At 62.9% G+C, this 14416-nt stretch carries 13 protein-coding genes; 4 read left to right on the forward strand and 9 right to left on the reverse strand.

Features of this window, described 5'->3' with window-relative positions; translation table 11 throughout:
* Window positions 1-53: 53 nt before the first annotated feature.
* From BGP00_RS01980 to mdlC, 4 genes are read right to left on the reverse strand one after another with little or no spacing between them, the layout of a single operon-like run.
* A complete protein-coding gene (locus tag BGP00_RS01980) occupies window positions 54-992 on the reverse strand; it encodes a 2-dehydropantoate 2-reductase (RefSeq protein ID WP_292921781.1) in 939 nt (312 codons plus the stop codon).
* Window positions 993-1002: 10 nt separating this feature from the next.
* Window positions 1003-1488 (reverse strand): aromatic-ring-hydroxylating dioxygenase subunit beta, encoded by a 486-nt coding sequence (locus tag BGP00_RS01985; RefSeq protein ID WP_292921780.1) that lies wholly within the window; start codon window positions 1486-1488, stop codon window positions 1003-1005.
* Window positions 1485-2849, reverse strand: coding sequence for an aromatic ring-hydroxylating dioxygenase subunit alpha (locus BGP00_RS01990; RefSeq protein ID WP_292921832.1), 1365 nt, complete (start codon window positions 2847-2849; stop codon window positions 1485-1487). Before BGP00_RS01990 ends, BGP00_RS01985 begins: the two co-directional genes overlap by 4 nt.
* The gene (gene mdlC, locus BGP00_RS01995; RefSeq protein ID WP_292921779.1) at window positions 2849-4414 is read right to left on the reverse strand and encodes a benzoylformate decarboxylase; all 1566 of its coding nucleotides are present in this window, start codon (window positions 4412-4414) and stop codon (window positions 2849-2851) included. The genes BGP00_RS01990 and mdlC overlap by 1 nt, the downstream gene beginning before the upstream one ends.
* Window positions 4415-4518: 104 nt before the next feature.
* On the opposite strand from mdlC, the gene BGP00_RS02000 reads away from it, so the two are divergent.
* Window positions 4519-5436: a LysR family transcriptional regulator gene (locus BGP00_RS02000; RefSeq protein ID WP_292921778.1), complete on the forward strand. Its 918-nt coding sequence runs from the start codon at window positions 4519-4521 to the stop codon at window positions 5434-5436.
* 20 nt (window positions 5437-5456) lie between these two features.
* Here BGP00_RS02000 and BGP00_RS02005 read toward each other — a convergent pair whose 3' ends face one another.
* From BGP00_RS02005 to BGP00_RS02020, 4 genes are read right to left on the reverse strand one after another with little or no spacing between them, the layout of a single operon-like run.
* A complete protein-coding gene (locus tag BGP00_RS02005; RefSeq protein WP_292921777.1) occupies window positions 5457-6626 on the reverse strand; it encodes an MFS transporter in 1170 nt (389 codons plus the stop codon).
* Window positions 6627-6649: 23 nt separating this feature from the next.
* Window positions 6650-7039, reverse strand: a complete 390-nt coding sequence (locus BGP00_RS02010; RefSeq protein WP_292921776.1) for a DUF6379 domain-containing protein — start codon at window positions 7037-7039, stop codon at window positions 6650-6652.
* Window positions 7032-7931 carry a TIM barrel protein gene (locus tag BGP00_RS02015; RefSeq protein ID WP_292921775.1) on the reverse strand — a complete coding sequence of 300 codons (900 nt, stop codon included), beginning with the start codon at window positions 7929-7931 and terminating at the stop codon, window positions 7032-7034. The genes BGP00_RS02010 and BGP00_RS02015 overlap by 8 nt, the downstream gene beginning before the upstream one ends.
* Entirely contained in the window at window positions 7928-9157 is a 1230-nt protein-coding gene (locus tag BGP00_RS02020) for an NAD(P)/FAD-dependent oxidoreductase (protein WP_292921774.1), read from the reverse strand. The genes BGP00_RS02015 and BGP00_RS02020 overlap by 4 nt, the downstream gene beginning before the upstream one ends.
* Window positions 9158-9309: 152 nt before the next feature.
* On the opposite strand from BGP00_RS02020, the gene BGP00_RS02025 reads away from it, so the two are divergent.
* Entirely contained in the window at window positions 9310-9915 is a 606-nt protein-coding gene (locus BGP00_RS02025; RefSeq protein ID WP_292921773.1) for a TetR/AcrR family transcriptional regulator, read from the forward strand.
* Window positions 9916-9993: 78 nt separating this feature from the next.
* On the opposite strand, the gene BGP00_RS02030 is transcribed toward BGP00_RS02025, so the two are convergent.
* A complete protein-coding gene (locus BGP00_RS02030; RefSeq protein ID WP_292921772.1) occupies window positions 9994-11637 on the reverse strand; it encodes a tannase/feruloyl esterase family alpha/beta hydrolase in 1644 nt (547 codons plus the stop codon).
* Window positions 11638-11793: 156 nt separating this feature from the next.
* Here BGP00_RS02030 and BGP00_RS02035 point away from each other — a divergent pair, with 156 nt between their 5' ends.
* Together BGP00_RS02035 and BGP00_RS02040 are read left to right on the forward strand one after the other, a co-directional pair.
* Window positions 11794-12981: a TetR family transcriptional regulator gene (locus BGP00_RS02035; protein ID WP_292921771.1), complete on the forward strand. Its 1188-nt coding sequence runs from the start codon at window positions 11794-11796 to the stop codon at window positions 12979-12981.
* 9 nt (window positions 12982-12990) lie between these two features.
* Window positions 12991-14346, forward strand: coding sequence for an MFS transporter (locus tag BGP00_RS02040; RefSeq protein ID WP_292921770.1), 1356 nt, complete (start codon window positions 12991-12993; stop codon window positions 14344-14346).
* Window positions 14347-14416 lie beyond the last annotated feature (70 nt).

A 14416-nucleotide genomic window follows, 5' to 3' on the forward strand; every position in this document is an offset into this window, starting at 1 on the left:
GGCCGTCATGTCATCCTCAATCATGTCGAGGCCGGCGGCGCCCGCCCGATCATTCAGCAACTCGTATGCTCCACCCCCTCGATCACCCGCACCAGATCGGCCAGCGTCGCGCAAACAGGCGTTGCAATGCCTAGCCTCTCCCCTTCACGCACGATGGCGCCGTTGATGGCCTCGATCTCGGTCATCCGGCCATGTTCGCGGTCCTGCAGCATGGAGGGCTTGTGATGGCCATGCTCGACCAACGCGGCATGGACCGTGCCGATAATGCTCTGTGCATCCAGGCTCAGGCCGCGCGCCTGCGCAACCGCGACAGTTTCCTGCACCACGCCTTGGGCGATACGGCGGCCCGCCGGGGTATTGATCTGGCCATTGGTGGCCCGACAGATCATCGAGGTGGCGTTGAGCGCGGCGTTGAAAGCCACCTTTTCCCACACCACCCGTTCCACATCGTCACTCAGCACGGCATCGAAACCGGCGCACTCCAGCAAATCGCGCACATCCGGGGCCGCGCGGTGGGCCTTGGCGGTAAAGCCCCCGAAATGGATATGGCCAAAGCCATGGGTGGCCACCCCGTTGGGCGGCGAAAGGTCGGCGGGAATATGCGCCGTGCCCTGAAGCACCCTGTCCGCGCCGAACATATCGGCCAGCTTTTCCGCATTGCCGATCCCGTTCTGCAAACTCATCACCAACGGCCCTTGCGCCTGCCAGTGACGGATCGAGGCAATAGCCGCGGCGCTGTGATAGCTCTTGGTAAACAGCAGGACGAGTTGCGGCGCCTCCGGGATCGCGCCTGCCAAAGCGGCGTCCACGCGAATGTCGCGCGTCCCGCGATCATCGGTCAGGCGAATGCCATCGCGCGCAATGGCGTCGATGCGCGCCCTGTCGACATCGACAAGGGTCACCTGCGCGCCCGCCTCGGCCATGCGCGCGGCAAACAGGCATCCCATGGCGCCGGCGCCAATGATCGCCACCGTATCGGGAAATGAAGTCATGTCGGCGTCCTCAGATACTGTAAATATCGAGCAGGGTGGGAATGGTGTCATTCATCAGGCGGATAATCTTGCCCGCGATCATCCAGCGCCCCTCGATGCGGACGAACTCATGCTCGTAACGCCCGAAGAACACATGGGCGCGGCCGGTGCGCACGTCATGAACATGGACGTTGAACACCGAGGCGATGCGCGCCCTTGCCGCATCCGCCTCCTCCACCAGCACATTGCCGATCATATGCGAGACGCGCGGCATGACCGACGAGGCCACCGACAGGCCCGATTGCACGCGCCTGATCCGGTCCTCCAGGTTGCGGCGCCCCCGATAATAGATCAGCGAAAGCTCACGATCTGGATCATCGGTCTGTGTACCGTCATCGCGCCATGCGGGCATCCAGAACAGGCAATCGAGGGTATAAAGCTCCAACCATTCCTGAAACGCGCCGCGATCCAGCAGCAAAGCCTCACGTGCGAGAAGTTCGGCAAACTGCCCGCTCATGACAGCACGGCCGCCATGCGCTGTGCCCAGGCGCGATAGTAGGTGCGGAACAGGCTTTCATCGCACAATTGCGCGTCGGCCAGAACGCTGCGGGCAGGCTTCATGTCCAAGGCGTCGGAAAAGTCATTGCCGCCTTCCACACTCGCGGCTAGCCCGCGCGCATGGCCTTGCAGCCACCCGTTGGCCTGCTGCGCCATACCGGTCTGGGCCTCTTCATAGCATACCGTATCATCAGGCGTTGCCATGCCGGTGGGATTGAAGAAGTCCTCATATTGCCGGATCCGCAGCGCCCGCGCGCGGGCGCTCTCGCCGCGCGGCGCGATGCACCATGTCTGCATTTCGGTCAGATCGGGCGCGATGGGCCGGATCATCCGCAACTGACTGGAGGCGTTTTCGGCGATCTGGAGATTGGGAAACAGGGTCAGGTTCCGCATGTTGAAAATCCAGTTGCGCCGGGCCACGCCCAGCTCTTCAGCCAGCGCATCGGCCCTTTCATACTCGGGCAAAGCCGCGCTGACGCCCATCAGCCCCCAGTTAAGCACATGGCCATGCTCGAACGAATAGGTGCCGCCGGTCACGCCGTCGGCATCCTCCTTCCAGAAATCGGCATTGCTCAGACTCGCGGTCACCACCTGCGAGGTTTCTTCAAGCGCGCGTTCGCTCAGGATGCGGATATAGCTGGGATGGGTCGAGGTGAAATGATACTGGTCCGAGCAGTTCTCAAGCTGCATCTTCCAATTGGCGGCATAGGTGAAGCGCACACGGCCCGGCACGAGTTCCACCCCTTCCGGGCTCTTGTCGACCACCAGATCAATCAGCTTGCGCGCCTCGCCCAAATGATTGTCGAGCGAGGGTACGTCCGCATTCAGGCTGGCAAAGAGAAAACCGCGATATTCGCCAAAACGCGCCACACGGGCCAGATTGTGGTCCTCACCCGCGAAACCTTGACCATAACAGCCGCGCTTTTCCCATTTGATGCCGCGATTGGCCCCCGCGCTGTCAAAGGTCCAGCTGTGATAGGGGCAGACATGGTGCCGCGCCTGTCCGCACTGACGCTGGACCAGCCGCACGCCCTTATGCGGACAGGCATTGATGAAACAATGCAACTGGCCTTCGCCGTCGCGGCTGACGATGACCGGCACCCGGCCGATGTTGGCGGTGAAAAAGTCATGCGGGTTTTCGGCCTGCGTCGCCATGCCGACAAACACCCACCCGCCTTCAAAGACATATCGCATTTCCAGATCGAACAGCGCCGCATCGCGAAACAGCGCGCGGTTGACGCGGAATATGCCCTCCTCCGGTCTGTCGTCGATCAGGGCGGCAAGGCGGAAGCGCTGATGGCCCGTCGCGTCGCTCTGCATCACGCCACCATGATTTCGACAAGAGTGGGCAAGGGACAGGTAAAGGACCACTGCAAGGCCTCGTCAAGCTCGGCCGATGTCGCCGCGCGCCTTGCGGCCACCCCGTGCCCTTGGGCAAGGGCGCAAAAATCCAGCCCTTCCAGATCCGTGCCTTCGACCCGTTCCAATCCGAAATGGCTGCCAAACTGTCGCAGCGCGGCATAGGACCGGTTGTTGAGGATGAGGAAACTGACAGGCGTTTCCTCACGCGCGGCCGCAAACAGGCCCTGAATCGCATACATCGCCGAACCATCGCCCAGCAGCGCGATCACCTTGTCTTCCTTGCGCGCCAGCGCGATGCCGACCGAGGCCGGCAGGGCATAGCCGAGCCCGCCGCCCGCCGTGGTGTAGAATGTGTCCGGTTCGAGCATGGGCAGATGGCGCTGCATGACCGGCCGACTGGAGGGCGCCTCCTCGACCACGACCGATCCGGCGGGGCGCAGGCGGGCAATCGCCTCCATCACGCAGGCATCATTCAAACCGGGACCGTCCCGCGCAACAAGCGGCGCCGGAGGACGCGGCAGGACACCGGCGCGCGATGCGGGCGGCGCGACCAGCCGCCCCACCGTTTCCAGCGCAAGGCGCGGATCGGCCAGAATGGCCCGGTCCGACGGCGCGAATGACAGCAGATTGGGGTCCTCGGCGATCAGCCAGACGCTGGTGCCTTGCGGCAGATGCGGGCCATCGCCTTCGGTGTGATAGAGGTTGAGCGGTCCGCCCACCGCGATCACCAGATCGTGCTGTCGCAGCGTCTCGACAATGGATTCCCGCGAGGCCGCCAGAAAGCCCCGGAACAGGCGATGGTCTTCGGGAAACACATTCCGGCTGGCAAAGGGGGCGACATAGGCCGCCATACCCTGCGCCTCGGCCAGATCGATGGCCGCGCGCCACGCCTGTTGCCGCGCGCATCCTGCGCCCAGCACCAGCGCCGGGGCATGCGCTTTCGTCAGGGCTTGGGCCAATTGCGCCAATTCGCCCGGATCGCCGGGATTGCCGGCGGCAAGCGTGCCGAAATCGAGCGGGTCGCATGGTTGATCCCAGTCATCCACCGGCACCGAGATGAACACCGGCCCGCAAGGCGGGGTCATGGCAATCCGGTATCCGCGCAGGATCGCGCGCGGCACATCGGCGGCGCGGGCCGGTTCGCAGGACCATTTCACAAAGGGCCGGGGAAATTCACAGGGTCTTTCAGCAAAAAGAAAAGGCTCGAACGGCAGGATCGAACGCGCCTGCTGGCCTGCGGTCACCACCAGCGGAGCCTGATTTTTGAACGCGGTGAACAGATTGCCCAGCGCATGGCCGGTCCCGGCCGAACTGTGCAGATTGACCAGCGCGGCATTGCGCGTGGCCTGCGCGTGGCCATCGGCCATGGCCACCGCCACCGATTCCTGAAGCCCGAGTATATAACGGAAATCGGCTGGAAAATCGCGGAACATCGGCAATTCGGTCGAACCGGGATTACCGAAAACATGGGTCATGCCCAGTTTGCGCAGCAGATCCGTGGTGACATCCCTGACTGTGGCCATAGCCGGTATCCTTCGCTGCCCTTCACCGTCTCTTTGGCGCGAGGATAAGAGGGCCGGTCCATATCATCCATTGCAATTATGGATGGAAGGCATACTAAATCCGCATGACTTTCGATGAACAGCGCCTGCGCGCCATCGTGGCGATTGCCGACAGCGGCAGCCTTGGCCGCGCCGCCGATCAGGTCAATATGAGCCAACCCGCGCTGAGCCGGATGATCCATGACATGGAACTGCGCCTGGGCCGCCAGTTGTTCGAACGCCACAGCAAGGGCATGACGCCCACCATCGCGGGCGACATCCTGCTCCGCTTTGCAAGGCAACTGACCTTCGACATGCAGCAGGCCCGCGAGGCGCTGGTCGAACTCGACGGCTTGCGGGGCAGCCGCGTGCGCGTTGGAGCGATCGCCTCGGCCATCTATGCCACGGTGGCCGAGGCGATCAGCGCGCTTCTGATCGCGGCCCCGCAAGTCAGCGTCGAAGTGTTCGAAGCAGCCGATGGCGAATTGACCGAAGCACTTGCCGAGCGCCGAATCGACCTGATGATCGGCAGCGAAGGTCTGGTCTACGAAGGCATCAGGCCGCTTGGGCCTTGCGGCGAGGGCGATCATTTCACCGTCTGCTGCAACCGCGCCACAGCCCGCCTGCTGCCGGAAAAGCCGCAGCTTGCCGATGTCCTGCAACAGCGCTGGGTCATGCTCAACAAGGGCCGGACGCCGCGCCATTATTTTGACGGCCTGATCGCCCAAGCGGGCGCCGCCATGCCGGAAATCGCGATTGAAACCAATTCCATCGCCGCCCAGATCGCCCTGCTGCAAACCACCGGACTGCTGGGCTGGCTGCCATGGCCGGTGGTCCGCGACCAGATCGCGGCCGATTCCCTGGTGGCGCTCGACATTCCCGCCCTGACTTTGCCGCGCCATTTCTGCATCTATCGGCGCAGCAATGGCTATCTTTCGCGGGCGGCCGAATTGTTTCTTGAAAAACTCGGGGTCGGCGGGGCGTCGCCGTTTCAGGAGGCATGATCGCCCCTTTTCGGCCATTGCTACCTTGCCCGCAAAACCGCGACACCGGCGCAGATGACCGCCAGCCCTCCCAACCAGGCAAAGGCGCCGCCGATGCCGGCCCCGCTCAGCCGCACCAATGAGACCGCCAGCGGGCTGGTGAACTGGCCGAGGAAGAAGCAGGCGCTCCAGATGCCCATGGCGCGCCCGCGATGCTGGGGCGCGACGCCCTGCATCGCCCACAGTACCAGCGCCGGAATCAGGATGCCCGCGCCGAATTGCTCGATCATGGCAAAACCCGTCATCGTGGCGATATCGGCGGCAAGACCGATGCCCAGCATTCCCGCCCCCATAAAGCCGAGGAACGCGGCGATCTGTCCCGCAACGCCAAGCCGGATGGACAAAGGTTTGAACGCCAACCCACCCAGAAACACGCCGATATTGGCAAGGCCGACCAGCATGCCGACCTTGTCCGCCGCGTGGAGGCCGATGCCCTCAAAGGCCAGCCCGATCTGGACGATATAAACGTAATAGAGCGAGGCCCCAAACAGCGTCACGCCGCCGCAAACCGCAATGTGACGTGTGGGGAAGGTTTCGCTGCTGGCGGCGCTGCTGGCCCGCTGGTGGGCCGGTTCGAACAGCAAGATCGCCATGGCCCCGGCAATCGGCAGCGCCACCGCATAGATAAGGAACGGCAGGTGCCAGTCAAACGCCGCCAACTGGCCCGATCCGATCAGCACCGTTACGCCGAATATCGGGCCAATGGCGGCCTGCGCCATCAGCCAGTTGCGGCGGCCCGCTTCGGGGTAATAATCGGCAATCAGCGTGTTGGTGATCGTCAGGATCGCCGCCTCGCACAGGCCAAGCGCAAGGCGGGTGGCAAAGATCGCGGCCAGACTTTCCAGAAAATAGGGCGCCACGCCGACAAAGCCATAGATGAATGTCGCCCAGATCAGCAGGACGCGCCTGCCATAACGATCCGCGAGCCAGCCCATCACGGGCGAGAACAGCGCGATCATCAGCCCCGGCGCGGTCACGGCCAAGGGCACCAGCGTGGTGGCACCGGCCACGCCTGCGAAATGCCCCACCATATTGGGCACGGCGGGAGTAAGGGCAACGATGGCCAGAATGGGCAGAAACCCCGCCAGAATGACGAGAACCCCCTGCGCCGGTCCCGCAACAGGCGCCGGCTTGGTAAATGCGGTGGCCATCGCGGCCCCTCCCTTTTGGTATGTTATGGTTGGATGATGGTGATGTGGCGGGTTTCGCGTACAAAGGCGGGCTGGAACTGCGGAGGAAAATAGGGATGCCGCAGCCGCAGGGTGCAGCCCACTTCATGCACTCCCGCCGACAGACCGTCCGGCTTTGCCACCTGCACCGCGATGGTTTCGCCCACATTCCACCACGTCTCGATCGCCCCGGCCATGGCGGCATGGGAATAAACCTCGCCGCGCAGCAGGATGCTGTTGGCCTCGGCCGGATAGGTTTGCCCGTCGACGGTGATGTCGATCCCCTCGATCAGGCTGAGGCGCAGGCCGCGATAGTTGGGCTGGCGCAGCCGCAGGGTGAAGCCTGCCTCGGTATTGGCAAAGCCGCTGGACTGGATGATGCTGCGCTCAGGCATGGGAAAGCTCCGTTTCGCGTTCGAGGCGGCGGATAAGGCAATGCTGGCGGCGCACCTGCTCAATGGCCACCCATGGGTCGCGCACGCCTTCATATTCGCTGGAGAGATAGCCTTTATAATTCAGCTTCTTGAGCATCGGCACGATCCGATCCCACGGGATATGGTGATCGTGCAGCTTCTCGTCGATGTGGTGGAACTTGGCCTGGATGAAGGGCACATAGTCGATCACCTCGGCCAGATGTTCGACCGGCACCTTGATGCCGTCAAGAAAGCTGAGCGCGGCCTTGCGGATTTCCGGCGTTTCCCCCGGCCAATAGGGCAGCGGGCGATCCTGAAAGATGCCGGTGTCGATCAGCAGGCCGAAGTGCCGGGTGCCGGTCTTCTGGATGAAATCGACATAGGCCTCGGTCACCGGATGGCGGATCGGGGTGGGCGCATGGATTTCCGGGATGATGGTGATGTTCAGTTCATCGGCCAGATCCAGCACACGCTCCACCGCCCCGCGCCAGATCGGATGCGGGGTCAGTTCCTCGTCTATCACCCCGAACTTGGGGCGGATGAAGCGGAAGCCGAGCAGATGGGCCAGACGCAGATCCTGCGCCAGTTGGGCTGCTCCTTCCTCCTCGGTACGGTTATGGTTGAGGGTGATGCTGGTATCGACCCAGCACGCCATATTGGTGGGAACCAGCTTAAGCCTCTCCAACCGGGCGAACCAGTGGTCTATCCATGCCGTGTCGGGCCGGGGATAGGCGGGAATGTGGCTCTCACTCAGGATCTCGATGCCGGTGGCGCCGGTGTCGGCCACATGTTCGAGCGCCTCATCCAGCCCCATCACCGTGCCGATGTCATCGGTATAGCTGTAGAGCGATACGCCATATTGGAAGCCGCTCATGCCGCAGCCTTTCGTTTGTGGGTGGGAATATAGGGTTGGCCATCCTCGATCTCGGCCAATTGCGAGAGGATGTGTTTGGGCATTTCATCGCCCACCATCTTTTGCAGAAAGGGCGTGTGGTCGAAAATCCAGTCGCGGATCGGGCGCAGGAATGCCGGGCAGTGATGAAAGATCTTGCCGGTGTAATAGGCGCCTTGCGTCACCTGTATCGTATGGGGAATGCGCCGCTGTTCAAAGCAAAGCAGCGCAGCCCGCACTGCTGCCGTATCGGCCATATCAACCGCCGCCAGTTCGCGGGCGAGGAAATAGCCATCCTCGATCGACATGCCCGCGCCATAGGCGGCATAGGGAGAGGTAGGATGCGCAGCATCGCCCACCAGCGTGATGCGCCCCTTGGACCATTGCTTCAGCGGCGGACGGTCGCGGATTTCCCAGCGCTGCATATGTTCCACCGGCGTGGCATCGATCAGATCGCGCACCGTCTTGGAAAATCCCTCCACCCGCGCCTTGCAGAAACCGATCAGGTCGCGCGGCGCCGGGGCCGCCGGATCGCAGGCCTCCAGCACCCACCATTCATAGCCCCATTTGCCCTCGTGACGGATCGGCGTGTAGCTGACCTGCGTGGTGCGATTATGGGCGATGATGCCGACGCCCTCGGGTTCCCGATCCAGAAACAGATAGCCGCCCACCAGATGCAGGCGCTGATGCCGGATCGGCTTCACACCCCACAGATGGCCGCGCACGAAGGAGTTGATGCCATCCGCGCCGATCAGCACATCGGCCTCATGGGTCGCGCCATTGGCAAAGGTCAGGCGCACGCCCGCGCCGTAATCGTCGATCCTGACCAGTTCATGGCCCAGCTTGATCACCTCGGGCGGGATGGCGTCGATCATCCGCTGATACAGGCCCCAGCGCAACAGGCCGATAAAGCCGCCGCCATATTCCGCCTCGACTTCAGGTGGCAGCAGGACATCGGCGCGGCGTTTGCCTGTGCGGCTTTCGAAATAGGTGTGGCAGGGCGCGCCCAGATCCTCGGTATCAACGCCGATCAGCTTGAGCACCTTTTGGGGCGGGGGCCACAGGTTCAGGATGTTGCCCGCCGCCCTGATCTCGCCTGCGCGTTCAAACAGCGTGACCTCAAAGCCCAGCCGCAGGCAGGCCAGCGCGGCGGCCATCCCGCCAGGCCCCGCACCGACAATCGCGATGCGCCCTTTCGATTGTGCCATCTTCTCTCTCCTCAAATGCCCTTGGGCACCGAATCTAGCATTGCTAAGATTGAGCTATCTAAGCGATGCTAAAATAGATGGCAAGAGCGCTTCCTCCGGCCTTGCAGCCAGCGCCAGTCTTGGTAGGGAAAGGCCGGTAACAGGAGCGCAAGGTGGCCAAGGCAAAAACATATCACAAGGAAGACCTGCGTCGTGACCTGCTGGCCGCTGCGCGGGCGCATGTGGCCGAACATGGACACCTGTCCTTGTCGCTGCGCTCTCTGGCCCAGCAGGTGGGGGTCAGCACGGCCGCGCCCTATTACCATTTTACCGACCGGCGGGCCTTGTTGCTGGCCGTGGCCATCGAAGGTTTCGCGGAACTCAACACAGACGCGAGCGCCATCGCCGACAGTCCCGCCCCGGTGGCCGATCAACTGCTGGCGCTGGGTGAGGCCTTTCTGGATTTTGCCGCGCGCCAGCCCCGCCTTGTCGAGCTGATGTATGAAAGCGAATTGACCTCGCCCGAAATCGATCCCGCGCTGCTCGCCTGTCAGGATCGCGCCTATCGCACCTTGCTCAATGTGATGCAGGCCGCTTTGCCCGCCCATGCGCCGGTGGAGACTTCGGTGCGGGTGATGGCCTTCTGGTCGGCGATCTATGGCTATGCCATGCTGCGTTCCAAACTGATGCTCAAGCCCTTTGAGCCCTCTGATCTTTCGGCGCAGGCAGTGGACAGCGGCGTGCTGGCCCAGGCTGTGAAGGCGGCCTTGGTCGATTGACCCGCATCATGGCGCCGCCTTGGAAGGCCGCGCCATGGATTAGCCGGAAATCACCGACGAGACGCCTGGAAAGTTCCGCTAATTCTTCACGCAAGTGAAGCTGGCGGCGCTGTCCACCGAACCGGTTCCGCGATAGCGCGGCCAGGAGCCAAATTCGCACATGGGCCGCGTACGATGCTGGTCCTTGTTGGCATCAACCGCAATCGGCCGTTCCGGCGCACGACCCGTTTCCGCCCAGCGGTCAATCGCGGCGAGCCCATCAAACCGGGCGCTGAACAGGCCAAATCCGTGACCAAAGCCGGGAATCACATAGAAGCGCATGAAGGATGGAAGATTGGCCTTGCCATGGCGAGCGAGCTGTCGCTCATAATAGGCCTCGCTGTTGTGCGGGGTGATGAAGTCATCAATGGTGCCATGGGTCAAAATGATCTTGCCGCCCTTGCGCCGAAATGGCGTCAGGTCGACATCGGTCACGTCCATGATCTGTCCCGACTGTTGCACACGCGCTTTCCACTCATCGGGCCTGAAGGTGAGCGGATCGAACCCCGGCTGACGTGTAATCACATATTTTATGGTGCCCGAACCGGCGTTGTAGAGCAGCGGATCGGCCGCAGTCGGGGGATTGGCGGGAACGGGCCGCGAGCCCAGCGTCGAAGGCCCGTGGAACAGGGCACCTTCCAGCAGCGCCCAGCGCGCAAACACCTCGGAACCGGAAATCGGGAAGCCGGGGCGGAACGGGGAGGTAATCTTTTCCACCGCCGCAATCTGAGCGTCCGAAAGGCATGCATCCCCAGTGTCTTTGCCATCGGCGCAGCGCAAAGTGGCCCGAACGGTCGCGATGCTGAACCGCTTGTTGCAGCCCTTCACATTGCTGATGATCCCGTCTTTGGCCCCGTCAAGACTGTCGCAAGCGGCATAGACAGCATCGGTAAGCAGCTTGGTTTTGGCAGGGTTCAGCCATCCTGCTCCGCCATTTTCATAGAGAGCCATGCCGACATTCCATGATCCCAGATGCAGCATGGTCACATTATAGGCCGGATAACTGGCCACCACGCCGTCATAATCGGCGGGATAACGCGCCGCGGCATCAAGCGCCTCGTGGCCGCCTTGCGACGCGCCGATGAAATAGAAGCGCTTGGGGGCGCGGCCGTATCGCGCGGTGATGATGGCCATGGCCGCATCATGGGCTTTTTTGACCGATTGCTGACCGAAATTCAGCAAGGCTTCGTCATTGAGGGCGAAACTGCCGTCAAAACCGGCTGTTCCCTTGTGTCCGCCGTCGCTGCCAAGAGTAACATACCCTTGCGCCAGAGGATTGCGGACCGAATCCGGCTGCAGCGCCGCATGGCCCAGGCCCGTGACCAGCACACCGTCGAAACCGCCGCCGCCGAACTGGACGGCTTTGCGGTTCCAGGCGGTTGGGAGGTTGACCTCAAACTCCATCTTCGGCGCATCCGTGGACGCGGGCAGAATGAAGCCCCTCACCTCGCAGAATTCGCCATTGGGGTTCGATGAGTCCGGCAGGACAAGCCGCGCGGTGCTGACCACCGCACCCGTGGTCGGCAGTCCGATTTTCGAAGCGGGGATCGACATGCCCGCCAGCCCCGCGCAGGCACCGGCGGGGCTTTCCTCGGGCGGCGCGGCGGCATGAACGGCCGTCCCGGAAAGGACATTGGCCCATGTAGTGACGGCCAGACTGACGAAGATCCGTTTGCGGCTCATTGTTCCATCCCCCTTTTCCGACGCCGGATACGGCGTGGCCAGTGCGTTCGCCTTTGGCCACAGCGCAGGAAAGCGCGATGTAGCGGGCATCATGCCCGGTGACAAATCCACAGGCTCCCACTAGAGGAAACATTCCTGCAAACGCCCGGGACGCTGATGACTTCTGTCGATGAAACACATGGCGCGCAATCCGTCATCGCCTCGGCGCTGGAACTGATCGCTTCTCATGGCCTTGCCGAATTGACGCTGCGCCCGCTGGCCGAAAAGGTCGGTATGAGCCTGAATGCCCTGACCCAGACCATGGGGTCGAAAGAGCAGTTGCTGACGCAGGTCATCGACTATGCGATGGGGCAGGACCGCCTGTTTCGCGAAAGCTGGCTGAGGCGTCTTGAGGCGATGGCGCCGGTAGGACCCGGCCTGCGCGCCGTGCTGGCCGAAACCATTCTTGACGACTGGATTGTTGGGCATCGCGCCCTCGCCTGCCTGCTGATTGATATGGTGCAGGATGCCGGGCGACGGGCAGAGTGCCCCCCCGCTCTGGGCGCATGGCTGGACGCGGTGGGGCTGTTCTGGGCCGACGTGCTGTTTGGCGATCCGCGTCAGGCCGATGCGGCGCTGGGCTATATCCTTGACGAGGGCGGTTTTTCGCTGTTTGCCCATGCCAAACCAGCCTATCGCATGTTGCGTGCCCTGTGCCTGCACCGTTTCACCGGCGGCATCTATCCCGATCCCGACGAGGATATTGGAAAAGGCCGCCATCTGGAGCAGTGGATCGCCGCGCTTGAACCCGATCAAACCTATCCCGATACGCCCGACCGCAGCAAGAGGGGGCTGATTGCGGCACAGGCCGGGCGGCTGATCGTCACCTGCGGGCTGGAAGCGCTGACCCATCGATCCGCCGCAGCGGCAGCCGGAACGCCCGCCTCCACCGTGGTCTATCATTTTGGCACGCGCGATGAACTGATGGTGGCCGCCCTTCATGCGGTTGTCACGAATTTCCGGCACAATCTGGCCGAAAACTTTGGTCGGCCGCATCCCTTTCATGCCAATTACGCCTCCTCCCGCGATCTGGTCAGGGCAACCTCGATCATTGCCATCGCCGCCGCCCGGCATCCCGGACTGGGGCCTCATGCGCTCGACATGCGGCGCCGTCGCGGCGAAAATATCGTCACCTCGGTGCTGTGGGACATGGGCCTGCCCCATGGGCGGATTGCGGATCGCACCACGTCTCAGGTGGTTTCCGTGGCCCTGTTCGGTATGCGCATGGTGGCCATGGCGCGCGGGCTTGATGAGGATGAGGTTCTTCATGCGGCCTTTACCCGTCTGGCCGAGGTATGCCGCTGAGAGGGCCTCATGCCTGTGATGCAGGAGGATCAGGCCTCCAGCCGGGTCGCTGACCATGCCGAAATGCTGGCGCTGTCGCTGCCCAGTTTCGTCTTTTCCGGTTATGAACTGGCGCGCAAAACCTATCTGCCGGTGCTTCTGGTGGGAGCGGCGGGGCTGAATGTGGCCAAAGCCGGGCTGATCCTGACCATTGTGGGCGGCTGGGGCATTGTTGTCGAGGTGCTCTTCGGGATGGTCTGCGATCTGGCCCCCGATCCCCATCGGCGGCGCAGCTTCTGGGTGATGACAGGCATGGCGCTGCAAGGTGTCGGCGGCCTGATACTTTGGCTCATGCCGCAAAATCGCACGGTCCTGGGCTGGTTGCTCGGCCTTCTGCCTTGGGCCAGCGGCTGGGTCCTTTCCAACCTCGCCCATGGTGCATGGGCGCTGGAACGGTCCAGCGGCGTACCGGCGCGCGGACGGATTTTCGGCGCCCGCGCGCAGGCGGGTATGGCGGGCTCCATCCTGTTTGCCGCCGCGCTGCTGTGGAGCCGCCACGATCATCATGGCATGGACGATTTCCATGTCCTCCTCTGGCTGACGCTGGCCGGATCGCCTCTGGTCCATGGCTGGCTGATCTGGCGTGTGAAGGAGAGGCCGACCATGGTGCCCTCCAGACCGGATTGGGGGAGCGCGCTCAAACCGTCTCGCGTCCTTATGGCTTCTGCGGCAGACTGTTGGCTGGCCGCGCTGTTCCTGCTGGTGGGCGCGCATATGGCCGTTATCGGCAGCAGCTTTCTCTTCATCGCCCGCCAGCGCCTCGATTTGGCCGAATGGGGCACGCCGGGCATTCTGGCGCAGGCGCTGGCGGCGATGATCGGAACTGGCATCGCGCCGGGCCTGCTTCGCGCCGTCGCCCCGCTGCGTATGCTGATAGTTGTGTTTGTGCTCAATCTCGGGCTGGCACTTGTTCTGCCATGGCTGCCGCCGGGGCAAATCCTGCCTTTGATCCTTTGGTCCTGCGGCACAGGGGCCACGATGGCAGTGGATTTCATGCTGCTGCGCGTGTTGTTGGGGCAAAGGCTGGATCGGGATCGGCAGCACGGCGGCGATGCTCCCGCGGCCGCTTTCTATGCCGGTTTTCATCTGCCCTTCAATCTTGGCGCGATGATCGGCACAGCCCTGTTGTTTCACGCGATGGCGGCGATGGGCGACAGGGGGCTTGGCCTCGCCTGGCTGACCGGCGCGCTGGCAGCTGTCATTCTGGTGGCGGCCATCGGCTGCACTTTCCTGCTACGCCGGGCGCTCTGTGTCGAAACGAGCGAGGCCACGCCGTCCATTGAGCTGAACACTCGTATTTTTAAAAAGGTAAAATCTGTTTTTTAAGCTGAACAATCGTCTCTGAATTGTCATCTCCAGCGTCTAATCGCCCCCCAACGCAACTTGGGGTTTCGAA

It is taken from the genome of Novosphingobium sp. 63-713, from assembly GCF_001898925.1.
In the GTDB taxonomy this organism is placed as follows: domain Bacteria; phylum Pseudomonadota; class Alphaproteobacteria; order Sphingomonadales; family Sphingomonadaceae; genus Novosphingobium.